Annotated in this window: 26 protein-coding genes and 1 pseudogene; 15 read left to right on the plus strand and 12 right to left on the minus strand. The window is 63.0% G+C overall.

Annotation, left to right across the window (positions count from 1 at the left end):
* Positions 1-84 precede the first annotated feature (84 nt).
* The 6 genes and pseudogenes from AC1DVS_RS12545 to AC1DVS_RS12570 all read left to right on the plus strand — a co-directional run.
* On the plus strand, positions 85-636 hold the full coding sequence (locus AC1DVS_RS12545) for a regulatory protein RecX (RefSeq protein WP_478023749.1): 552 nt from the start codon (positions 85-87) through the stop codon (positions 634-636).
* 87 nt (positions 637-723) lie between these two features.
* Positions 724-1,308: a cold-shock protein gene (locus AC1DVS_RS12550; protein WP_478023441.1), complete on the plus strand. Its 585-nt coding sequence runs from the start codon at positions 724-726 to the stop codon at positions 1,306-1,308.
* A 7-nt stretch (positions 1,309-1,315) separates the two neighbouring features.
* Positions 1,316-1,816 carry a DUF192 domain-containing protein gene (locus AC1DVS_RS12555; RefSeq protein WP_478023443.1) on the plus strand — a complete coding sequence of 167 codons (501 nt, stop codon included), beginning with the start codon at positions 1,316-1,318 and terminating at the stop codon, positions 1,814-1,816.
* Between the two features lie 77 nt (positions 1,817-1,893).
* Complete coding sequence (locus AC1DVS_RS12560) at positions 1,894-2,898, plus strand: alpha/beta hydrolase (protein WP_478023445.1); 1,005 nt, start codon at positions 1,894-1,896, stop codon at positions 2,896-2,898.
* 70 nt (positions 2,899-2,968) lie between these two features.
* Entirely contained in the window at positions 2,969-3,361 is a 393-nt protein-coding gene (locus AC1DVS_RS12565; protein WP_478023447.1) for an NADH:ubiquinone oxidoreductase subunit NDUFA12, read from the plus strand.
* Between the two features lie 185 nt (positions 3,362-3,546).
* Positions 3,547-3,780, plus strand: a pseudogene (locus tag AC1DVS_RS12570) (DUF2155 domain-containing protein); the annotation flags it as partial.
* 35 nt (positions 3,781-3,815) lie between these two features.
* On the opposite strand, the gene aat reads toward AC1DVS_RS12570, so the two are convergent.
* The 5 genes from aat to AC1DVS_RS12595 all read right to left on the minus strand — a co-directional run bounded on the left by aat (position 3,816) and on the right by AC1DVS_RS12595 (position 7,831).
* On the minus strand, positions 3,816-4,586 hold the full coding sequence (gene aat / locus AC1DVS_RS12575; protein ID WP_478023449.1) for a leucyl/phenylalanyl-tRNA--protein transferase: 771 nt from the start codon (positions 4,584-4,586) through the stop codon (positions 3,816-3,818).
* A gap of 13 nt (positions 4,587-4,599) precedes the next feature.
* Positions 4,600-5,328, minus strand: coding sequence for a ParA family protein (locus AC1DVS_RS12580; RefSeq protein WP_478023451.1), 729 nt, complete (start codon positions 5,326-5,328; stop codon positions 4,600-4,602).
* 125 nt (positions 5,329-5,453) lie between these two features.
* Positions 5,454-5,840 (minus strand): hypothetical protein, encoded by a 387-nt coding sequence (locus AC1DVS_RS12585; protein ID WP_478023453.1) that lies wholly within the window; start codon positions 5,838-5,840, stop codon positions 5,454-5,456.
* A 126-nt stretch (positions 5,841-5,966) separates the two neighbouring features.
* Complete coding sequence (locus tag AC1DVS_RS12590) at positions 5,967-7,268, minus strand: Y-family DNA polymerase (RefSeq protein WP_478023454.1); 1,302 nt, start codon at positions 7,266-7,268, stop codon at positions 5,967-5,969.
* A 71-nt stretch (positions 7,269-7,339) separates the two neighbouring features.
* Positions 7,340-7,831 (minus strand): DNA-deoxyinosine glycosylase, encoded by a 492-nt coding sequence (locus AC1DVS_RS12595; RefSeq protein WP_478023456.1) that lies wholly within the window; start codon positions 7,829-7,831, stop codon positions 7,340-7,342.
* Between the two features lie 167 nt (positions 7,832-7,998).
* Between AC1DVS_RS12595 and AC1DVS_RS12600 the strand changes: the two genes are divergently transcribed.
* From AC1DVS_RS12600 to AC1DVS_RS12620, 5 genes are all read left to right on the plus strand, one after another.
* Positions 7,999-8,886: an AraC family transcriptional regulator gene (locus tag AC1DVS_RS12600; RefSeq protein ID WP_478023458.1), complete on the plus strand. Its 888-nt coding sequence runs from the start codon at positions 7,999-8,001 to the stop codon at positions 8,884-8,886.
* A 104-nt stretch (positions 8,887-8,990) separates the two neighbouring features.
* Complete coding sequence (locus AC1DVS_RS12605; protein WP_478023460.1) at positions 8,991-9,335, plus strand: ArsR/SmtB family transcription factor; 345 nt, start codon at positions 8,991-8,993, stop codon at positions 9,333-9,335.
* Entirely contained in the window at positions 9,325-9,831 is a 507-nt protein-coding gene (locus AC1DVS_RS12610; RefSeq protein ID WP_478023462.1) for an SRPBCC domain-containing protein, read from the plus strand. Before AC1DVS_RS12605 ends, AC1DVS_RS12610 begins: the two co-directional genes overlap by 11 nt.
* 200 nt (positions 9,832-10,031) lie before the next feature.
* The gene (locus AC1DVS_RS12615; protein WP_478023464.1) at positions 10,032-10,610 is read left to right on the plus strand and encodes a hypothetical protein; all 579 of its coding nucleotides are present in this window, start codon (positions 10,032-10,034) and stop codon (positions 10,608-10,610) included.
* Positions 10,611-10,730: 120 nt separating this feature from the next.
* Complete coding sequence (locus AC1DVS_RS12620) at positions 10,731-11,042, plus strand: hypothetical protein (RefSeq protein ID WP_478023466.1); 312 nt, start codon at positions 10,731-10,733, stop codon at positions 11,040-11,042.
* A gap of 25 nt (positions 11,043-11,067) precedes the next feature.
* Here AC1DVS_RS12620 and AC1DVS_RS12625 read toward each other — a convergent pair whose 3' ends face one another.
* The 4 genes from AC1DVS_RS12625 to AC1DVS_RS12640 all read right to left on the minus strand — a co-directional run bounded on the left by AC1DVS_RS12625 (position 11,068) and on the right by AC1DVS_RS12640 (position 13,609).
* Complete coding sequence (locus tag AC1DVS_RS12625) at positions 11,068-11,439, minus strand: hypothetical protein (protein WP_478023468.1); 372 nt, start codon at positions 11,437-11,439, stop codon at positions 11,068-11,070.
* A gap of 5 nt (positions 11,440-11,444) precedes the next feature.
* On the minus strand, positions 11,445-11,951 hold the full coding sequence (locus AC1DVS_RS12630) for a DUF1993 domain-containing protein (protein WP_478023470.1): 507 nt from the start codon (positions 11,949-11,951) through the stop codon (positions 11,445-11,447).
* Between the two features lie 294 nt (positions 11,952-12,245).
* Positions 12,246-12,671: a VOC family protein gene (locus tag AC1DVS_RS12635; protein WP_478023472.1), complete on the minus strand. Its 426-nt coding sequence runs from the start codon at positions 12,669-12,671 to the stop codon at positions 12,246-12,248.
* A gap of 65 nt (positions 12,672-12,736) precedes the next feature.
* Positions 12,737-13,609, minus strand: a complete 873-nt coding sequence (locus AC1DVS_RS12640; protein WP_478023474.1) for a helix-turn-helix domain-containing protein — start codon at positions 13,607-13,609, stop codon at positions 12,737-12,739.
* Between the two features lie 357 nt (positions 13,610-13,966).
* Here AC1DVS_RS12640 and AC1DVS_RS12645 point away from each other — a divergent pair, with 357 nt between their 5' ends.
* Positions 13,967-14,470: a GAF domain-containing protein gene (locus AC1DVS_RS12645; protein ID WP_478023476.1), complete on the plus strand. Its 504-nt coding sequence runs from the start codon at positions 13,967-13,969 to the stop codon at positions 14,468-14,470.
* 8 nt (positions 14,471-14,478) lie between these two features.
* Here the strand turns inward: AC1DVS_RS12645 and AC1DVS_RS12650 are convergent, their stop codons facing one another.
* The gene (locus AC1DVS_RS12650) at positions 14,479-14,844 is read right to left on the minus strand and encodes a hypothetical protein (RefSeq protein WP_478023478.1); all 366 of its coding nucleotides are present in this window, start codon (positions 14,842-14,844) and stop codon (positions 14,479-14,481) included.
* A gap of 508 nt (positions 14,845-15,352) precedes the next feature.
* Here AC1DVS_RS12650 and AC1DVS_RS12655 point away from each other — a divergent pair.
* Together AC1DVS_RS12655 and AC1DVS_RS12660 are read left to right on the plus strand one after the other, a co-directional pair.
* Entirely contained in the window at positions 15,353-16,546 is a 1,194-nt protein-coding gene (locus AC1DVS_RS12655) for a hypothetical protein (RefSeq protein ID WP_478023480.1), read from the plus strand.
* Positions 16,534-17,742, plus strand: a complete 1,209-nt coding sequence (locus AC1DVS_RS12660) for a hypothetical protein (protein ID WP_478023482.1) — start codon at positions 16,534-16,536, stop codon at positions 17,740-17,742. The genes AC1DVS_RS12655 and AC1DVS_RS12660 overlap by 13 nt, the downstream gene beginning before the upstream one ends.
* A 341-nt stretch (positions 17,743-18,083) precedes the next feature.
* Here AC1DVS_RS12660 and AC1DVS_RS12665 read toward each other — a convergent pair whose 3' ends face one another.
* On the minus strand, positions 18,084-18,515 hold the full coding sequence (locus tag AC1DVS_RS12665; protein ID WP_478023484.1) for a MarR family winged helix-turn-helix transcriptional regulator: 432 nt from the start codon (positions 18,513-18,515) through the stop codon (positions 18,084-18,086).
* A gap of 156 nt (positions 18,516-18,671) precedes the next feature.
* Between AC1DVS_RS12665 and AC1DVS_RS12670 the strand changes: the two genes are divergently transcribed.
* Positions 18,672-19,058, plus strand: a complete 387-nt coding sequence (locus AC1DVS_RS12670) for a nuclear transport factor 2 family protein (RefSeq protein ID WP_478023486.1) — start codon at positions 18,672-18,674, stop codon at positions 19,056-19,058.
* Positions 19,059-19,620: 562 nt separating this feature from the next.
* Here AC1DVS_RS12670 and AC1DVS_RS12675 read toward each other — a convergent pair.
* The gene (locus AC1DVS_RS12675; RefSeq protein WP_478023488.1) at positions 19,621-20,178 is read right to left on the minus strand and encodes a DUF3617 domain-containing protein; all 558 of its coding nucleotides are present in this window, start codon (positions 20,176-20,178) and stop codon (positions 19,621-19,623) included.
* Between the last annotated feature and the right edge of the window lie 77 nt (positions 20,179-20,255).

Here is a 20,255-nt window from a genome sequence, read left to right on the forward strand (position 1 = left end):
CCAAAGACCGCTCCTTTTTCAAGCCTGCATCTCTGCCGCTTGCAAGCGTTCAAAATCCGTTCCGAGTGTGGCACAATGATGGCCATGCCTTTCGCGCCTTCTTCTGCGGGGACCAAGCGAGACCGTCGCCCTCCTCCGCCGCTCGACGCAGCGGCGCTCGATCGGCTGGCACTTCGCTATGTCGAACGCTTTGCAACGACCAGGGCGCGACTCGTTTCTTATCTCGTCCGCAAGATTCGCGAACGCGGCTGGGAAGGGGATGCAGCCGATCCGGCTGCACTTGCCGAGAAGCTCGCCGGCCTTGGTTATATTGATGATCGGGCCTTTGGCGAGGCGCGCGCGAGCGCGATGGCGCGCCGGGGTCTTGGGAAGAGGAGGGTAGCGGGGGTTTTTCACCAGGTCGGGATCGGCAGTGAAGACGCGGAGGCGCTTGCTCCCGCGATCGAGGCGCGGACGCTCGATGCAGCGCTCACCTTCGCGCGGAAGCGCCGGATCGGGCCATTTGCGAGCGTGGCACCGGATCGGCCGCAGCGCGAAAAGCAGATCGCCGCGATGATCCGGGGTGGCCATGATTTCACGCTTGCACGCCGGATTGCGTCGATGGCGCCGGGTGAGGATATCGACCAGCTCAAGTGAAAATTGGTTCAAAACGTCGCTTTTGTCCTATTCACCATGTCGTGCTAGCAATGCCCCGGGGAACTGGGGCTCGGGGGACTGGTTGTTGTGCGTAACGATCTGCAACCGGCATATGGGGGCCGGACATGGGACGAGGCTGTGCCGGAGATTGAGTCGGAGCCCGGCGCTCTGTCGCTTTCGGGCACACTGAAGTGGTTCGATGTGACGCGCGGCTTCGGCTTTCTCGTCGCTGACGATGCTGACATCGGGGATATTCTCATCCATTTCTCGGTCCTGCAGGCGCATGGGCGTCGCAGCCTGCCGGAGGGGGCGCGCGTCACTTGCCTCGCGGTCAGGCGCGAGCGCGGCATGCAGGCGAGCGAGATCCTGTCGATCGATCTGAGCAATGCCATTGAGACCGAGCCACGCGGCCGGGCGGGCAATGACCGCGGCGACCCCGGGGCGTTGATCGAGGATGCCGGACCGTTCGAGCCGGTGCGGGTCAAATGGTTCAACCGGCTGAAGGGCTATGGATTCCTGGTGCGCGACGCCGATTCCGCGGATATATTCGTCCATATGGAAACGCTGCGGCGTGCCGGTATCGTCGAGGTCGAGCCCGACCAGCCGTTGCTGGCGCGCGTCGTCGAGGGCCGCAAGGGGCCACTCGCGGTGGTGGTCGAAGAGGAAGGCTGAGTCCGGCATGATGTTCAGGAATTTCGCGGCCGCGCTCGCGCTGGCCACGGTATCGCTCAGCGCGTGCTCCGGCGGCGGCGACGCAGCTGCCTCGGCCCCGAAACAAGCGGCGCAGACGGTCCCGCTGACCATCACCAGCAGCAACGGCGCGCATGCTTTCATCGTTGAGGTGGCCAAAACTGCGGCCGAACAGGAGCGCGGGCTGATGTTCCGCACCAATATCCCGAAGGATGGCGGTATGATCTTCGCGCCCTATCCACCCGACGGCGGCGCGCCGCGCGAGGCGACCTTCTGGATGAAGAACACGCCGAGTTCGCTCGACATCATCTTTATCCGCACCGACGGGACGATTGCTCATATCGCCGAGAACGCCGTGCCTTTCTCCGAGGACAAGATTCCGTCGGGTGAACCCGTCTCGGCCGTTCTCGAGCTCAATGGCGGCCGTGCGGCTGAACTCGGCATCGCCGAGGGGGACAAGGTGACCTGGCCCGGCCAAGGCAAGAATTGATCGCATCGGAGCCTTGCCGCGATGGTGATCATGATATAATTATGATATCATGATATCGCAATCGTTGAGGTAGCAGGATGAGTCGCAAGAGCCTGGTCCGGTCGGCGTGCCGCAGTGCGGGTGGGGCTTTTGCGGCACTCACCATGCTGTCCTCCGGCGCAGCATCGGCGCAGCAAAGCGCACCGGAGGTGGCGATCGAGGCGCCTGGGCCGCAGGGGCCGCTGGCCGGTACCATGATCGAAGGCGCGGCGGGTGCGCCGGTCGTTCTTGTCATTCCGGGCTCGGGCCCGACTGACCGCAACGGGGACAATCCGCTGGGAGTCAGGGGTGGCGTCTATCGCCAGCTCGCGGTCGGGCTTGCCGCACGCGGCATCGCCAGCGTCCGGATCGACAAGCGCGGCATGTTCGGCAGCCATGGCGCTGTCGCTGACCCGAATGACGTGACGATCGCTGATTATGCCGGCGATGTCCGCAGCTGGATTGCTGCAATCCGCAAGCGCACCGGTGCCCAATGTGTTTGGGTGCTGGGGCACAGCGAGGGCGGACTGGTTGCGCTCGTCGCCGCGCAATCGGCGCCCGATATCTGCGGCCTGCTGCTCGTTGCGGCGATGGGGCGTCCGCTTGCCGATGTGATGCGTCAGCAATTCAAGGCCAATCCAGCCAACGCGCCKGTGCTGGGTCAGGCGCTCGCCGCCATCGATTCGCTCGAAGCGGGCAAGACGTTCGACCCCGCGGGCCTGCACCCAGCGCTCGCACCGATATTCGCCACCAAGGTGCAGGCCTATCTGATCGACTTCTTCCGCTACGACCCTGCAAAACTGGCGGCGGCGTATAAGGGGCCGATGCTGGTGCTGCAGGGCAATCGCGATCTGCAGGTGACGCTCGAAGACGCCTCGATCCTCAAAAATGCACATCTGTCGGCGAAGCTGGTGATCGTCCCTGGCGTCAACCATGTGCTGAAGCCGGTGGCGGGCGACACGATGGCGGCCAATTTCGCGACCTATGGCGATGCGAGCCTCGCGATCGATCCGGCTGTGGTAGACGGGGTTGCGACTGCGGTGCTGGCGGCTGGGCGCAAGTGAGCGGCCGAATTTCGCGTCACTCGATTCACGATAGTTGCCCGTCCGCCAGCCAGCTTGTAAGCGGCTCAGCATGAGCGTCCTCGGAAAAGTCTTCACCTGGTGGAACGGCGCCACCTTCGGCACCATGCTTGGCCTGCGCGGGAAGACGCGGGTGGGGTCGGATGGCCTTGGCAATGTCTATTATGAGGGCGGTACTGACCCCAATGGCATTACGCGCCGCTGGGTGATCTATTCCGGCGCCAATGATGCAAGCCGGGTCGAGCCCGAGTGGTTTGGCTGGCTTCACCACCAGGTCGACGACGTGCCCGAGCGGTCGTTGCCCGCGCCGCGCGTCTGGGAGAAACCGGCGATGCCCAACCTCACCGGCACAGCGCTCGCCTATCGCCCGCCCGGCGCGCTCGAGAAGGGCGGTCGTCGGGCCGCTGCGACGGGCGATTACGAAGCCTGGACGCCTGAAGCGTGATCCGGCGGCTGGTGGGTGGCGCGGCGATCGCGGCGCTGCTCGCGACTGCTGGCTGCGGCAAGAAGGACGAGGCGCCCGGCCCCAAGCCTACCCCGCATACCGCGCTCGATGAGGAGCCTGCTTCGTCCGATGTCGTCACGGTCGATCTGCCCGCCAGCGTCGATCCGTCGCAGGGTGCGACGCCGATGGCGCAGCGCGTCGCGGTGCTTGGCCTCCTCAACAAGCGCAACGGCATTGCCCGCGAGGTCACGCTGAAACCCGGCGAGGCGACCCGGATCGGTGACGTGATCATCCGTCTGCGCGCCTGTGAGCAGACCGCGCCCTGGGAGCAGGAACATTATACCGGCGCCTTTGTGCAGGTCGATATCGAGCAGCTCGACAAGAGCTGGAAGCGGGTGTTTTCGGGCTGGCTTTACAAGGAGCGGCCATCGCTGAACGTCGTTCAGCACCCGGTCTATGACGTATGGACCAAGAGCTGCGCGATGACCTTCCCGTCTGCCGGCCCGGATTCGGTTCCAGCCGGGGATAGCGCGGGCCATGATTCAGCGCCCCGGTCGAGCGCGAAGAAATCGCCTGACGCCGCCGCGCCGGCCGCCGTAGCGCCTGCGCCGACGACGCCGTCGACCGCGGCAGACAACAGGCCGACATAGGTCCGACGCGGGATTTCGATCGCGCCGAGCGAGGCGAGATGGGGCGTCATGAACTGGCAGTCGAGCAAAGTGAATCGACCGACCTTCAACCGCGCGACCAGCCAGGCCATTGCGATCTTCGACGCATCGCGTGCGCGGCTGACCATCGACTCGCCGAAAAAGGCGCGGCCAAGCGCAATGCCATAGAGGCCGCCTGCGAGCCGGTCGCCGTCCCAAACCTCGATCGAATGAGCGAATCCGAGGCGGTGGAGCTCGATCGAGGCGCGCTCGATCTGCGGGTTGATCCAGGTGTCGCTGCGGTCCTCTGCGGTTTCGGCGCAGAGCGCGATCACCTGTTCGAAGGCGGCGTCCGCTGTGACATGGAAGCGATCAGAGACCAGGGTCTTGCGCAGCGAGTGGGAGAGGTGGAAGCCGTCAATCGGCAGGATCGCGCGCTCATTGGGTTCGACCCAATAGACGCTGTCTGCATCGCGCGAGTCGGCCATGGGGAAGACGCCGACCGAATAGGCGCCCAGCACCAGCTGCGGGTCGAGCGGCGCGAAGCCGGCCACCTCGTCGAGCGGCCCCGTCTTCATGTGGCTCGCACCCTCACCTCGCCAGCCTGCGCTCGATCGCCTGCCAGAGCTGGGCGAAGGCCTGGCCGCCCGCCGATTTGCCGGCGAAGGCACCGACCGGCGCGCGGCGCGCGGCCATCGACTCAACGACGCTCGCCATGGGGATGACCGGCCAGTCGGGGTGGCGGGCCAGCGCCTCGGCGTGCAGCTTGCGGCGGCGATCGACCATCGAATGGACCGGGAGCACTTGCGCCCCCTTCGAGCCAAGATGGCCATCAAGATGCTTCACCACCTCGGCATAGGCGCGCTCGGACAAGGGCGAGGGAATGACGGGGACGACGATCAGATCGGCCGCGCGCATTACCTGGTCGCTGGTTTCAGTCAGGCCCGGCGGGCAATCGAGGAGGATACGGTCATAGGGGTCGCGCAGACCGGTCAGCAGCTTCTGCAGACGCTTCTTCTTGTCGAGCTCGTGGAAGAGCAGATCGAGGCCGCGCAGCGATGCGTCGGCGGCAATCAGGTCTAGGCGATCGATGGCGGTGTGGTGGACGAGCTTGGAGGGCTCGACGTCCTTGGAGAAGACTGACTGGGCCTGTTCCTTGGGCTTATGGCTGGACAGCAGGTAGCTGCTCGCCGCCTGTGGGTCGAGGTCCCAGAGCAGCGTGCGGCGGGCGGAGAGGGTGGCCGAGCACCAGGCGAGGTTGACCGCCAGCGTCGTCTTTCCGACGCCGCCCTTCAGGCTATAGATCGCGATCGTCGCCACGCTGGTTCCTTCCTGGCAAGGACGGTGCATCGTGCCGGAGTGGGCCGGGCTAGGCAACTGTTCCGGACATGAAAACGGCCGGCGGATCGCTCCGCCGGCCGTGTTGGATTTTTGGAAGAAGGGCCTCAGGCCTTGCAGGTGAGCGTGCCCTTGCCCGGTGCGGTGAGGGTGATGTTCTTCGGCGTGCCGGTGAGCGAATAGCCCTCGGCCTTCAGCGGATCGCCGGCCTTCTCGGCCGTCAGCCTGGTTGAGCTGCCGTCCTTGGCCGTCTTGACCATGGCCACCTTGTCACCTTCGAAGAAGATGACATAGACGAGGCTGTTGTCCTTGCAGCGGAAGGTGACGTCCGCCTTGATGGGAGGCGGCAGCTCCGCCATCGGGCGATTGTGCACCGCGGCCGCCTGGGGATCGTCGGCGACCGACGTAACCTCAACGGGCTTCTCTGGAGCGTTGTTGCAGGCCGAGAGCGCGAAGAGCGCGACGGCGGCGATGGGGAGGGTGCGAAGGATCATAGCAGGCCGTGCTTTGCCTACAGGGACCCCGCCGTCAAGGGGGCGAGGCCCGATCCTGTCGTCAGCCGCAACATTTTTATTGCGCCGCAACAAAATTGTCATTTTTTGCGACAGATTCAGACCCGGTCATTCATGGAATTCACTCAGCTCCGGGATGCGTCCAAAGGCGATCTTGGTGCCGACCCGATCGATTCGGCCACCATGCAGCGGGCCGACGCTGACCGCGTTGCGGCCGAAGCGTTCGTTGATGCGGTCCATCGCGCGGCTGAGCGAGAGGGTGCGGGTTTCGCGCGCGAGCGGATCGTTTGGGTCGAGCAGCGCGAAGAGCGAATCCTGCTCGCCCGCCACCGGCTCGATCTCGGCGAGGGTGACGCCGACCATGCGGATTTGAAAATCGCCTGGTCGTTTTCGCCCGGCTTCGACCAGGCGCGGATAAAGCGCTTCGAGTCCGGCCAGCACGGCGAAGCTATCCTGGGTGGCGGGCAATTTGATGCTGGCGCGCCAGGTCGATTTATCGTCCTCGAAGCGGGCGTGGAGCACCAGCAGCCGGCTGCGATAGCTTTTGCGACGCAACCGGCTGGTGGCTTTCAGCGCGAGGCGGCGGGCGGTGAGGCGGACCGGCTCGACCCCGCGCTTGCCGGGCGAGAGGACATGGCTGTGGCCGATCGAGCGGCTCTGCGTGGCTTTCTCGGGCAGGTCGACGCCGTGGAGGAGATACCAGAGCCGATCGCCATTGGTGCCGCCCCAGGCAGTGCCGGCGTCGCGCGGGCGGCGTTCGCAGAGCTGGCGGATATCGTTGATGCCGTCGCGGGCGAGGCGGCGCTCCATCTTCGCCCCGATGCCGGCGATGTCGCGCAGCGGCAGGTCGAAGAGGCGCGCCGGGAGCTGCTCGGCGGGGAGGACGACGAGGCCGTCTGGCTTCTGCATGTCCGACGCAAGCTTGGCGAGGAGGCGGTTGGGAGCGATGCCGACCGAGCTCGTCATGCACTCGCCGATATGGGCGCGGATGCCGGCCTTGATCCGGTGGGCGAGCGCGGTTGCGGCTTCCACGCTGTTCTCATTGTCGAGCAGGCGACAGGCGACTTCGTCGATCGAACAGACACGCGTGACGGGGATGTGCTTCCATATCTCGGCGATAATGGCGTCGTGGAATTCGACATATTTTTCGTGGCGGGCCGGCGTGATGATCAGATCTCGGCAGAGGCGCTTGGCTTCCCATACGGGGGTGCCGGTTGAGATGCCGTAGCGCTTGGCCTCAACCGAGGCGGCGATGGCGACGGTGGTGTCGCTGTTCACCGGCGCGACGAGGACTGGCTTGCCGCGGAGCTCAGGCTGGAGCTGTTGTTCGACGCTTGCGAAATAGCTGTTCAGATCGAGGAACAGCCAGCGCAGCGGGCGTGGGGGCAGGAGGGGTTCTGATTCCGGCACGTTGAGAACATAGCATGAACTTTAGTGTGAGGCGAGGTGGCTACTCCCCCCCCCCGCAAGCGGGAGGGGAATCACTCCAGATATTCCCGCAGAGCGTTCCAGGCAGGCTGCTTGGCCGCAGCGCCGACCGTGTGGAGCGGGCTGCTCGAGGGGAGCGGGATGAGGGCGAGGCCGGGCACGCCTGCCAGTTGCTTCGCGCCGTGGCGGAAGGCGGTGGCGCCGTTGAAGGCGACCGCGCGGAGATGGGGGAGGGTGGCGGCGAGGGCGGGGAGATCGTTGCCGATGTGATCGCGGATCGCTGCGTCGCTGCTGCCCTCGCGGCGGGCGCTGGCGACGACGTCCCACAGGCCGACATGCGCCTCCTTCAGCGCCTCGAGGCGGGCTTCATAATCGAGCGCGACGAGGTCGCGCCCGATGACGTCGGACATCAGGCGCCAGAACTGGTTCTGCGGGTGGGCGTAGTAACGCTGCGCCGCCAGCGAGCGGTCGCCGGGGAGGCTGCCGAGGACCAGCAGGCGGGTGTCGGGGGTGACGATCGGGGGGAAGGAGCGCTTCTCGGTCATGGCGGTGACAGTCTTAGTGGTGGTGGGTCGGGCGGCTAAAGGGGATTTCAGCATATAGGGGCTTCGGATTGGATCGAGGTGTTTCGCTGGCCATTCCAAACCGCAAGATCGGACGAGAAGCTTGCAGGCCTGAGCGACTAGGTGGAGCCGCCACGAAGGAAGGGACGATGACGACGGCGCTTCAGAACTATCAGGTCCGGATGCAGCGCGCGCTGGATTATATCGACGCGCATCTCGACGGTGACCTGGACCTCGAAACGGTGAGCCGAATCGCCGCCTTTTCGAAATTCCATTTCCACCGGCAGTTCATGGCGACGTTCGAGGTGTCCGTGCACCGCTATGTCCAGCTTGCCCGCATGAAGCGCGCTTCACACCGGCTGGTGCAGGGGAGTGCGCAAAGCGTCACCGATATCGCGATGGATGCCGGTTACCACACGCCGGACGCCTTCGCCCGCGCCTTTCGGCAACGGCTCGGGCAATCGCCTTCGTCGTTCCGGAAATCCCCCGATTGGGGATCGTGGCTTGCGGCCTTTGGGCCATTCGACAAAGCAAGGAGCAAGCTCATGCAGATACTCTTCGAACCTGATGACGTGACGATCCGCGATGTGCCGCCGACGCCGGTGGCGATGATCGAGCATCGCGGCGACCGCGCGACGATCCCCGCCACCAGGGAGCKGTTCCTCGCCTGGTCCAGGGCGCACGGCTTGTCGCCCGAGACAGGTCGCTCAAGCTTCATGGTGTTCCGGTCCGAACGGGAGCCAGCGAACCCGGCCGATTACAGCATGGACCTGTGCGTGGCGACCGACCAGCCGATCGAGCCGAACGACGAGCAGATGAAGGCCGGTATGATCCCCGGCGGACGCTGCGCAGTGCTGCGCTATCCCGGCAATACCAACAATCTCGAGCCCGCCGCGCTCTATCTCTATCGCGACTGGCTTCCGGCCAGCGGCGAGGAAGCCCGCGACTTCCCGATCTACTGTCAGCGCCGGCTTTCGCTCATTCCGGAGGTGTCGGCACATGAAGTGATCGTGGAGCTGTTTCTGCCGCTGAAATAGCGCCCGGGAGATCGCGCGGAAACGCCCGCGCGATCACGCCCTCGGCTACCACGGAACAAAACTTAGCCATTGACCTAAGTATCGGACTCGCGATACTTAGCTGCATGGCTAACCAAACCATGGTCCTCGACTCCGTTTTTCACGCCCTCGCTGACCCGACGCGCCGGGCCGTGATCCAGCGGCTCGGCCGGGGCGAGGCGACGGTGAGCGAACTGGCGCGGCCTTTCGACATGGCGCTGCCGTCCTTCGTCAAGCACATCTCGGTGCTGGAAAGATCGCGACTGATCAGGTCCTACAAACGAGGCCGGGTCCGGACATGCAGCCTGGAACGCGACAATTTCGCCGCGGCGGAGCGCTGGCTCGACGAGCTGCGCGCCCAATGGGCAAGCCGATACAGCAATCTCGATATCCTGCTCGCCAAACTGAATGGAGACGACAATGGCGCCTGATCTGCGATTTGAATTTGTGGCCGACAAAAGCCGGAGCACCATCACCGTGACGCGCGAATTCAATGCGCGGCGGCAGCTCGTGTGGGATTGCTACACAAAGAGCGAGCTGCTCGACCAATGGTTCGCGCCCAAGCCGTTGACGACGAAGACCAGGCACATGGATTTTCGCGAGGGCGGATATTGGCACTTCGCCATGATCACGCCCGACAACCAGGTTTTCTGGAACCGCCTGGATTACAAGACGATCACCCCAATTGATGGTTACACGGCGCGGGATGGCTTTTGCGACGAGGCCGGCGTCGTCAATCCTGACCTGCCCGGCTCGGATCAGGAGGTCAGCTTCATCGACCAGGACACGCGCACGGTGGTGACGACCGTCGTTCAATATGCTTCGGCGGAATCGCTTCAGGCTGCCGTCGACATGGGGCTCGAGGGCGGTATCGCGTCGACGCTGTCGCGCCTCGATGAGCTACTGCCGACGTTGCAGGCGGGTTAGTGGAGTGAACCGGCGTCCCTAATCCGTCATGCCGGACGTGTTCCGGCATTCGTGGATTTCAGACTGTCCGCTGTGCGCTGGTGAGTCTACAATGAGGGTCGCTGGCGCATGCAAGCGCCGGCGGCTACAACCACACAGCGATATTCTGCGGGTGGAGCAAGAATCTGGACGACGTCGCCAAAGTGCGCATGCGACCTGGCATGTATGCGGGTGAGATCCGGGATGGAACGGCCCTCCACAACCTTGTTCTCGGCACGGTTACCTTCGCCATTGCCCGAACCCGGTCGCATCCGTCGTTCAACACGAAAGTCGTCCTGCGTGCCGACGCCGCTGTAACGGTTTGCTTTGCCGGATCCGAAGAGTGGGATGAAGCTGATCTTGTCCAATTTGCCGACGCGCGCCGGAGGGCGGCGACGTCGATTATGGACTGTCTCCAGCTCGAGCCAGATGCTTTTGACGTAGCAGGGGGCGTTTATTGCGATCTGTGCGTCGTAAACGCACTCTCCGACTGGATGTGTGATCAGGCGTGGAGCGGTGCCTTGATCCAAAGCCAGATGTTCCGCGATGGCGCCTTTGAAAGCACCATAGGGGCGCCGCTATTCCCTGACGTGATCATCGATGGTCAAAGCGGGTTATCCACGACGTTTCTGCCGAACGACGCGATATTCCCATTGATCGATTTCGATGCGGCACGGCTTCGAGCATCTCTGTCCGATCTTTGCGCGCGGAATGCCGAAGCACGCGTTAGTCTCGTGGACGGCCGCCAGAGTGCCCGGTGAAAGTCCGCTTACCGGGCAACGCCCGACGACAGTTGGCGAAATTGGAAGCTGCTGCAGATCCACTTGTGGGCGCGTGTCCCTGGTCTAATCTGCGTGAGCCATGGACCGAAGGACGAGCAAATGGAGCGAGTTGGACGTGATGTGCCGCTTCCAGGCGAGATGCAGGGTCGCTGGACCGATGTGGACGACCCGGCTTCGGAGCTGATCGTCGAGGGTGGGGAGGTCACCTGTTTCGGGCAGCCGGTCGCCTATGATTACAAGATCATCGACACGGATGACGGCGCCCTGACCGTCAGCCTCAAAATCAACGATGAAGCGAACGAGGACAGCTTTCAGCGCGCCAATATTACCGAGATGGTGATCACGCCGGAGGGCGAGCTCCACGCCTATAATGTGAAATTCGCGAGCCAGTTTGAGCGGGCGGAAGACTAGGCAGACGTGAGAGCGCGCCCACGCATCACGCCTTGGGCAGACACGGCGCCCGGGCTTTGAGGAAGCGGAGGCAGTCCCACATCATGTCGTCTGTGCCGACTGCGTGGGCGACGTAGCGGACGGCGAGGGACTGGTAGTGGGGGTCGTCCAGCGGCGTGGTGGGGGAGACGTCGGCTGGGTTGGTCCAGCCGTAGATGACGCAGCTTGGCCGGTCGTAGCAATATTTGCGGAAGGCGGCCTCCGCCTTGGAGACGTCGATCTTGGGATCGATCACCACCGTGAAGACGTCCGGCGCGATGGGCTTGTAGACGAGATCGTCAGAACCGCCGGCCTTGTTGCCGCCGCTGCAGCCCGCGAGCAACAGAGCGGCGGCCAGCATTGGGGCCTGTATCCGCACCGGCATCAGACGCCGCCGAGATAATCCATCTTGCCGATCGGCACGCCCTTGTGGCGGAGCAGGGCATAGGCGGTCGTTACGTGGAAATAGAAGTTCGGCAGCACGAAGCCGATCGCATAGGAGCGGCCGGTGAATTCGAGCGTGCGGTTGGGCAGCTTGAGTTCGACCTTCGCATCCTCCTTGCCATCGATCGCCTCGCGCGGGACTGCATTGAGGAAGGCGAGCGTCTTCGCAATGCGATCCTGCAGATCGGCGAAGCTGGTTTCCTCATCGGGCATCGCGACATTCTCGATGCCGCCGATGCGCACCGCCGTGAACTTCGCCGCATCGCTGGCGCGCTGCACCTGGCTGGTGAGCGGGCCCATATCCTCGATCAGCCGCGCGTTCAGCAGCTCGGCGGGATCGATGCCCTTCTCCTCGGCATAGGCTTCGCCCTTGGCGAGGAAGGCGGACATTGCGGTGAAGCCCCGCAGGAAGACGGGGATTGTGAGATCATAGAGTTCTGTAGCCATGAGCGGGGTTTAGCGGGCGGGGGTGGGGGTGTCGATGGGGGATGGCGCGAAGGCGGTGGCAACGCACTGCTCCTTCTCCCCCTGTGGGAGAAGGAAGGAGGAGCGAAGCGACGGGAGGATGAGGGGGAGTGAGGTTCGGTGGCGTTGGCCCAAAAGAGAGTCCCCCTCACCCTTCCCGTGCTTCGCACGGGCCCCTTCCCTCTCCCACAAGGGGAGAGGGACAAGAAGAGCGGCACGGCGGACCGGAACAAGCGCGGGGTGACGGTTTAGCTTGGTCGCGAACGACTGCCCGCCTCACCCCTCAGCCCAGGCATCATAAGTGCCGAAATCCCAATCATGCCCTTCGGGATCGCGGACATTGTAGCTGCGGCCGGGATAGCCTTCATTGTCGTGCGGCTCCGTGACGATGTCGGCGCCGGCCGCCTTTGCGCGGGCAAAATGCGCGTCGGGATCGTCGATCACGCAGGCGATGCACGCGGTGACGCCGCCGGCTTCGGCTGGGGTCTTCCAGCGATACAGCTCGGTCGTTTCGCCGGGGCGGGCCGAGCTCAGCATCACCATGCTGTTGCCGAGGCGCAGCTGGGCGTGGTGGATGATCGTCGGATCCTTGTCGTCAGCGAAGACGGCATGGCGCTCGAACCCGAAGGCGGTGCAGAGGAATTCGATGGCCCCGGGCGCATCCGCGTAGCGCAGGGCGGGGATGATCGATTGCTTGGTCATGGTCTGTCTCCTTCCCGACTGCCCTTAGCGGGGGGCGTGAGGGCCGGTATTGGATCAAACGAACCTCAGGCTTCGACCAGGCCTCCGCCATCGGCGAGCGCGCGGGCGAGATAGTCGCCGGGGGTGAGGCCGGCGAATTCGCGGAACTCGCGGATCATGTGCGACTGGTCGCAATAGCCGGCATCGAAGGCGAGTCCGGCAAGGCCGGCCGCTGGGCCCTCGGCGAGCCCGGCGACGAGGCGTTCGAAGCGCAGCAGCCGCCGCCAGCAGCGCGGGCCGACACCGACCGCATCCTGGACCCGGTTCGCGAGATGCTTGCGGCTCCAGCCGATCGTGCGCGCCACCTCGGCCACATCGAGATCGGGCCGATCGCGCAGCAGCGCCAGGGCATGGCGCTGCGCACCCGCCAGCGCGGGGGCGGCGGCGAAGCGGCTGAGCAGGGCGGCATCGAGCAGCGCGATGCGGCCGGCCATATCGGGCGCGTCGAGCAGGGCGGCGCAGAGTCCGCTCGCCTCCCGCCCGAGCAGGGCATCGAGCGGCACGACCTGATCGATCAGCCGGTCCATCGGCACGCCGACCAGCCGCCGCAAACTGGCGAGCGACAGGAAGATGTGCAGACCGGCCTGCGACCCGGACGAGCGCGACAAAGCAGGCCGGAGATGCGGCCCGGCAATGAACGCCTCACCGGCCAGCAGCGCGATCTCGCGGCCATCGCCGCCGGTGATAGTGATCGGCGCGCCGAGATTGACGATCATCACGCCCTGGGCATGCGGCAGCTCGCGCCGGGTGGTGAAGCTGCCGGTGCGCTCGGCATAGTCGCTATAGCCGTCAATCAGCCCGGCCAGCAGCGGCGGCGGCGCGACATCGGCCATGCGCCAGCTGTCGATGCCATCATCATGGGCGCGAATCGAGCGGAGGCGGGATTCGAGGGCGGGCATCTGGGGATGGTAACGCTGGTGGGTGGGGGTGGGGAAGTGCCTGGGGGAGGTGCGAGTTACGTGCAGTGCCGCCGGAACCGCGGGCGCTACGGCGGCGATCTTCACCGCTAATCGCGAAACCGCAAGTTCACTGCACCAAAATACACCCGCCCCGAATGCGCTTTGCATCCAAATCCCGGCAGCGACCGTATGGTTCATGCGGTCGACTGACCGAAGGTACGATGCATGAGGGGGGCGACGATCCGGTCGCTGAGAGGCGGCGGGCGCAGAGCCAGGGTCGAACGGAAATATGGTGCGAGGCACCATGCTTCATCCTTTCTCTCCGTGTTGGTTACAGGCGCTTGAAGGGGATTACACATGAGCGATCGCGAAGAGACCGAGAGACTTGCCGAACTCAAGGGTTACGGCCTGCTCGATACGCCCAACGAACCCGAATTCGACGCGATCGTGCGCGAGGCGGCGCGGGAACTGAAGTCGCCGATCGCGCTCATCTCGCTGATCGACGAGACGCGCTCCTGGTTCAAGGCCAAGGTGGGTCTCGATGCGACGGAAACGCCGCGGTCGATCTCCTTTTGTACGCACCTGCTGCGCGGCCCGGCGGTCCTGATGGTCGAAGACCTGAGTGCTGACGCGCGCTTTGTCGAAAACCCGCTGGTCTCGAACGCGCCGAGTGCGCGGTTTTACGCGGGCGTTCCCTTGTTGACGGGGACAGGCCGGCGCATCGGCACGCTGTGCGTCGTCGATTTCAAGGCGCATCATGACGTGGGCGAGCGGGAAACGTCCGTGCTTACCGCCCTCGCTGCCAAGACCATGAAGGCAATGGATGCGCGCCGCGCACGACGGGCCCGCGCCGCGGTCTGACCATAGTATCAGATCGATGCGCAGCCGCCTGAGGCTGGCGAGTGGCAGGAAGATGTGCAGGCCGGATTGCGACCCGGACGAGCGCGACAGAGCAGATGCGGCCCGGCGATGAACCCCTCGCCGGCGCGCAGCGCGATCTCGCGGCCATCGCCGCCGGTGATAGCGATCGGCGCGCCGAGATTGACGATCATCACGCCCCGGGCATGCGGCAGCTCGCGCCGGGTGGTGAAGCTGCCGGTGCGCTCGGCATAATCGCTATAGCCGTCAATCAGCCCGGCCAGCAGCGGCGGCGGCGCGACATCGGCTATGCGCCAGCTGTCGATGCCATCATCATGGGCGCGAATCGAGCGGAGGCGGGATTCGAGGGCGGGCATCTGGGGATGGTAACGCTGGTGGGTGGGGGGGTGAGTGCAGTGTCCTGGGAATGCTCGCGGGCGACATAAGCTGCTTGACCAGTTGTCGATGTGATCGAACATCATTGTAAATGAAAATGCGAGTGCAGTAATATTCTTGTCGTGTCCGGGACTGTATTGAAAGATCCAGCGCGTTCCGGTGCAATCATATCTGTCACGTCGTTCAGATGCATGTTAGCCTGTTGTAGTCGGCGCCTTGGAGGTGCTTCAATATCGGAAACGTCGGGACGCCATTGTGAAAGGCGCCTGCGGGGCTGGGGTCGATGAGAAGTTCAAGCAGGTCTTTGTGCATTTTCGACGACAGCTGCGAGTGTGTGTGCCGCCCATCTGCGAGCAATTCCCTAATCGGCTCTTATATGCCGGCTATTCGGCAATGCGCCTCCGGAGAGCGCAGTCTCGCCTACGTGCCTCGGCAGTGTGGAGAAAATGTATACGATTAACTGGAGTAGTCTACAGAAAGATCATCTAAATGGAAGAGATAAAAAATACCGCCTTGAGTCTGTTAATTTACAGAACATTGACAATAGTCTTCCTTCTATTGGGCATTACATTCATAAGTTCCTATTATCTTCACTCTCGCGTTTCCTACGATCGTGGAATAACCAAAGGGTCCCTGTCGCCGCAGGAAGAGCCGAGATATCTTACCGATGACCGCACGACCATCGCGGTTCTACGAGAACTGGCGGAAACATCCATACGGATGCCTGCGGACGAAGAGGATTCGGCTCATACAATTCTAGGCGAAAAGCTTCCAAAACCCGCTGAAGATGATCCGGATTCTCGATCCCAAACGGTCCGATACGCGCTCGAAGGTGACGCAAGGCTTACCAAATTACTCGCAGGTGAATCCATTGACGCCGTCTGGAAGCTGGCGCCACTTATTTCATTTGAGGATCGGGAAGACTTGATCGTCTCCGCTTTCGCAAAGACTGCGGAGGGTCAGCCTGGCGTATTCAAAGTGAGTGTCGACAGTGATGATGTCGGCAGCGATGTCAGTGAGGCGGGCGATGATCCGGCCGAGGGTCGGTCGGCACTGAGAGGCTTCCTATGGTATTGCCAAAGCATGGTATTTCCAAAATTGGAGCGACTCAGCGAAGCACGCCGATATTTCGCGGCTCGCGAACTATCTAAGAACACAGCCGCTGTATTGAGTTACTTTGAAGTCGAGAACGATGCTGTCGACACGACCACGCGTCGCCGGGTCAGTGCGGTGTATCTTTCCGAGATTCTGTTCGATCGTCCGATGGACAATCTCACTAGGGCAAATGACGTCACGGCAGCAATGGCGAGCCTGGAAACTCTGATCAATCCTAACGGTCAAGATGTAAAGCATGTCGATGCGACGGTCGGACCGCCAATTTACCGCCGCCTCACGGAGTTGGCAGCAAGCATTCATACGAAAGATTTTGAAACTGCAGAAGGAAAGCCATGGCCCCCGGGGCTGATGGAACCCGAGCGCAATTTGATGTCACTATTGTTGGTTAGAGGCGCATTCTGGCGCGCCTATGATGCTTGTTACGGAGGCGACGATGACTGCCAGCGCAGGCGCGACTTGTTCCGTTCCATCTCAACGGCTCGCAATTCTGCCGAGACTAACAGGAATTTCGCTCGTGACATAGCGCACTATCTTCATGAAGAGAGCCGTTCATCATGGCCAAATTGACTGAGACGCTTCAAGCGATCATCACCAACGCGAAGGTTCAAATCGTCGCCCTCGCGGGAGCGGCAGGGACTGCCGCGACATACGTTGTGACACTTGTTTCTACTGAAAAGGGAGCTGATTCGGGAGAAACTTATGCGATCGTTTGGCGCATGTTTGGAGGCTATGTAATCGCGTTTGTGGTTTTCGTCGCAATCATTGCCAACTTTAGGTTAATCACCACGTTTGCAAGACGGTTCGTGGTAACGCTTGCCAGCGACTGGCGCGCTGCGATTTTAGCGTCCGACGGTCCAAGCAAGATCGCACTTGGGGCGGGGCTGGGCCTTTCGCTTCTCGTTGCCGCGCTCTCGCTTGTCGGGATCTGTATTGTGGCCTCTCATATTGTAGTCGAAGAGGCTCGATACTTTTCTCATCTGGCACATGAGGATTTTGTCGAACGAAGGCTTCTTCGCGCCAGGCAATTCTTTGAAACCTATCAACTCCATGATGCGGCCCGAGCCTATTCTCAAGTGCACGGTAGCAAGAAGGACGTGGCTGACGAGAGGCTCGGCCAGGTTGAACGCCGCTATCGCCTCTACCGGCTGCTGGTTGAGGTCGGCCGTGAGGATGAAGCCCGAAGACACGCGACGCCCGAAACGGCCTACCGAAAGGCTGCGGCTTATTTGCTCTACCCCTATGCGACCGAGACTGGCCTTAGCCTTTCGAACTATCTCCGTGCATACGAGGACTCACTGGCAGCACACGGGCGCTTGATCGCGCAGTGCGAGCATCCTCAAAGCGGCTACACGCGTATAGACACAGTACGGGATATCCGGGCCGTTCTCGAGCCTCCGATGGTGGTGCATATCTTGGGAAAGCCCAACCTGATGAGCTGGTACTGCGGACTGGCAAGGTCGGGAGTTATCACCCAAGCGACCATTGCGCGGCGCTGGGACGAGCCGGACATCCGTAGAATAAGCAGCCTGCGCAGACGGGCAGTGACGCATACCGTGGTTTGTCCGGAAACAGTTGGCCCTGTTCCTTCCGGTGCTGATGACGAGCCCAAGGCGCTAGGTCACAAACCGGCTAAAACCGACGTCGGATTGTCGAGCTACGCTGCCGCGCAATACCAATGCACGCTTCCGGGGAAGCGTGGCGCAGGCCATCGGAGCTTTTTGCGCCGCATGTGGCAGATGCTGGTCCCCAGTCCAGATGGCTGATCCTAGAGTTTGCCGTGCTCTGCTAGATTCACGGATCGGCCCGGAGGCGAGAATATGTTGAACAGGCGCGATGTGTTCACTGGCTGATTGGATGGCATGGGCGCCCGGTGAAGTTACGGTACCACGTGCGATAACCCCTAATTATAGCCGCAAGCCAATTACGGATCTTGCCGTGGCACGATTGCGTGCTTCGCCCGTTTGCCCTTCTGCGCATCACCCGACGTCAGCCCAATTCTCGCCTGGATGACCTAACGGAAGCTCACATAGACCCGGCCGGTTCCCCGCTCGAGTGTCGTACGACGAAATGGAAATAGGTCGTACCGGCAGTGCCCTTGGGGGGCTTAGCTGCCCGCTTGAGGCAGCTTCCGGAGTAACGCCACCAGATCGGCGAGCTCCGTCTTCGAGAGCGTCGCCAGGCTTGCCGGAGGCCGGAGGTGTTCGGCCATCACCTCTGCCTTGGTGCGAGCGCCGGCCTCAGTCAGAAAAACGAGCTTCACTCTGCGATCATCCGGGTCCGGTCGCCGCTCCGCCAGCCCCGCCCGCTCGAGGCGATCGACGATGAAGGTGGCATTGGAAGGGTCGCAGTTCCAATCACGCGCGAGCGAGCCGATCGGCCGCCCCTGGCCATCGTCCAGGTGCCACAATGCGCGCGCGTCATTGGGGGTTAGCCCCCGCGCGCCAAGCGTTCGCGCCCGGTCAGGGCCCGATTGCATCAGATAGCCGAACATCAACCGCCACGCCTCGCCGGCCAGATTATCCTCGGATGCGCTCATCGCCGGCACCCTAGTGGAGAGGGGGCGGCATCGGAACCACAATCATGGCCAGCTTCCAAAGGGGCTTGACTATGATTTAGTAACTTACAATATTGAAGCAACTAAAGTACATGGAACGGCGGTGGGGCGCGACGGCTGAGTAGAGGAGAAAGGACGATGCGTGACGATGTCGAAGCCCTTTTGCGCGATATCGCGGAGGCAGAAATCCGTGGCGACGCTTCATTGTACGAGCAGCTTTGCAATGCCGCGTTCCGGGCGGTCGGTCCGGTTGGTTTCGTGCTCGATCGGCAGCAGTGGATCGGACGGTTCCACAGCGGCAAATATGTGTGCACGCGCTATCAGCTGAGCGAAGTCTCCCTCGTGGAATCCGGCGATGTGGTGCTGGCGCTTGCTCGCGCGGACATCGAGGCGAGCTTTGAGGGCAAAGCCAACCCTGTCGCCGCGACCCGCGTGCTGCACATATTCCAACGCACCCCGCCGCATTGGCAGCTGCTTGGCGTGCAACATAGCGGCCCCCTCCAGCCATCGAAGGGTGGGGCATGATTGTGGATACGGTGTCGCGTACGATACCCCTCAATTCTGGCCGCCCAGAGAGGCTACACCGTCCGCGGTGAAAGCGGACGGTGCGCTTGCAACAGCGCCTTCAGATTGGCGCGGTTGTGCAAGAAGCTGAGCAGACGGGTGACCGCCCTCCCGACCGCACATGTACAATGTTCTGTACAGATAGGAAATGTCAGTGACCCCTCATGACATTCCCAACAGCTGCGGAGACGATGATCGCTTTCCTCCACCTGCCTCGCCTCGAGCCCTGGCTGCTACCCCCCCATGGGCATGACATAATTATCCAACGGGCACGCGCGGTTTTCCGCACGTTCCCCTCGTACCAGCCCTTCCAGCGCCCGAAATCCGCGCCGAATTATGTCACACGTCCAACATATCCGCCGCGAACGCGCACCCGCGATTCAACCCGTGCCAGAAATCGCCCATAGCGACACAAGCAAACCGTCCAAAGCGGTGCGCGCCGCTCTTTCACATGACAGGAATTCTCATCCCGATCTCGGTCGGCAGCATAGTCGGCAAGGTGCGCGTGCCCCGACGCGCCGGCTCAGCCGGCCTTTGGTGCGTCGCAATCGCCGATGCGCTTGCCGGTGACCTGGGTTTTGGTGGTCACTTCGCCGCCGGCGCGCCCGGGCATCGCCGGCATGCTCATTGTCGCCTCGCTGGTGACATCATAGCTGGTGCTGGCGAAATTGCCTGACATCGTCGCGCGCATCTCACCCCCCGGCATGCCGGGCGCGTTCTTGCAGACGAGACTGCCGCTCATCTTGCCGCCGGTCATTTCGAACTTCTCATAGGTACAGTTCTTGGAGGCGCCGAGCATGTCCTGCGGCGGTTTGGCGGCTTGTTCGGGCGTGAGACAGGTCTCGACTTTCTGGCCGGCCATCCGGTCCTTCATCGCGGTCCCCATGCCGGGCGGGAGGCCGGGGCCCTCGAGCGAGAGAATCGTGACGCTGGTCTCCCACTTGCCGGGTTGCAGCGCGACCGCCTTCTGCGTGGCCGCCGCAACATCTGCGACAGAGGCATTGTCGGCGTGGACGGTTGGCTGGGAGTTGCAGGCCGCCAGCATTGCGATGGCGGGCAGGACGATCGTCAGACGTTTCATATTCTTCTCCCTGGAACTCGATGGCGATATATCTCGATGTGCCTGTGCAATTGATAGTGCCGCCAGGGCGCCCGCTC

It is taken from the genome of Sphingomonas sp. P3_C5, assembly GCF_056402635.1.

Bases quoted from the DNA above. Each gene is read 5' to 3' on its own strand.
- AC1DVS_RS12545 (WP_478023749.1), top strand. From the start codon at position 85: ATGCCTTTCGCGCCTTCTTCTGCGGGGACCAAGCGAGACCGTCGCCCT.
- AC1DVS_RS12555 (WP_478023443.1), top strand. From the start codon at position 1,316: ATGATGTTCAGGAATTTCGCGGCCGCGCTCGCGCTGGCCACGGTATCG.
- AC1DVS_RS12565 (WP_478023447.1), top strand. From the start codon at position 2,969: ATGAGCGTCCTCGGAAAAGTCTTCACCTGGTGGAACGGCGCCACCTTC.
- aat (WP_478023449.1), bottom strand. From the start codon at position 4,586: ATGAAGACGGGGCCGCTCGACGAGGTGGCCGGCTTCGCGCCGCTCGAC.
- AC1DVS_RS12585 (WP_478023453.1), bottom strand. From the start codon at position 5,840: ATGATCCTTCGCACCCTCCCCATCGCCGCCGTCGCGCTCTTCGCGCTC.
- AC1DVS_RS12595 (WP_478023456.1), bottom strand. From the start codon at position 7,831: ATGACCGAGAAGCGCTCCTTCCCCCCGATCGTCACCCCCGACACCCGC.
- AC1DVS_RS12605 (WP_478023460.1), top strand. From the start codon at position 8,991: ATGGCTAACCAAACCATGGTCCTCGACTCCGTTTTTCACGCCCTCGCT.
- AC1DVS_RS12610 (WP_478023462.1), top strand. From the start codon at position 9,325: ATGGCGCCTGATCTGCGATTTGAATTTGTGGCCGACAAAAGCCGGAGC.
- AC1DVS_RS12615 (WP_478023464.1), top strand. From the start codon at position 10,032: ATGTATGCGGGTGAGATCCGGGATGGAACGGCCCTCCACAACCTTGTT.
- AC1DVS_RS12620 (WP_478023466.1), top strand. From the start codon at position 10,731: ATGGAGCGAGTTGGACGTGATGTGCCGCTTCCAGGCGAGATGCAGGGT.
- AC1DVS_RS12630 (WP_478023470.1), bottom strand. From the start codon at position 11,951: ATGGCTACAGAACTCTATGATCTCACAATCCCCGTCTTCCTGCGGGGC.
- AC1DVS_RS12635 (WP_478023472.1), bottom strand. From the start codon at position 12,671: ATGACCAAGCAATCGATCATCCCCGCCCTGCGCTACGCGGATGCGCCC.
- AC1DVS_RS12640 (WP_478023474.1), bottom strand. From the start codon at position 13,609: ATGCCCGCCCTCGAATCCCGCCTCCGCTCGATTCGCGCCCATGATGAT.
- AC1DVS_RS12645 (WP_478023476.1), top strand. From the start codon at position 13,967: ATGAGCGATCGCGAAGAGACCGAGAGACTTGCCGAACTCAAGGGTTAC.
- AC1DVS_RS12650 (WP_478023478.1), bottom strand. From the start codon at position 14,844: ATGCCCGCCCTCGAATCCCGCCTCCGCTCGATTCGCGCCCATGATGAT.
- AC1DVS_RS12655 (WP_478023480.1), top strand. From the start codon at position 15,353: ATGGAAGAGATAAAAAATACCGCCTTGAGTCTGTTAATTTACAGAACA.
- AC1DVS_RS12660 (WP_478023482.1), top strand. From the start codon at position 16,534: ATGGCCAAATTGACTGAGACGCTTCAAGCGATCATCACCAACGCGAAG.
- AC1DVS_RS12665 (WP_478023484.1), bottom strand. From the start codon at position 18,515: ATGAGCGCATCCGAGGATAATCTGGCCGGCGAGGCGTGGCGGTTGATG.
- AC1DVS_RS12670 (WP_478023486.1), top strand. From the start codon at position 18,672: ATGCGTGACGATGTCGAAGCCCTTTTGCGCGATATCGCGGAGGCAGAA.
- AC1DVS_RS12675 (WP_478023488.1), bottom strand. From the start codon at position 20,178: ATGAAACGTCTGACGATCGTCCTGCCCGCCATCGCAATGCTGGCGGCC.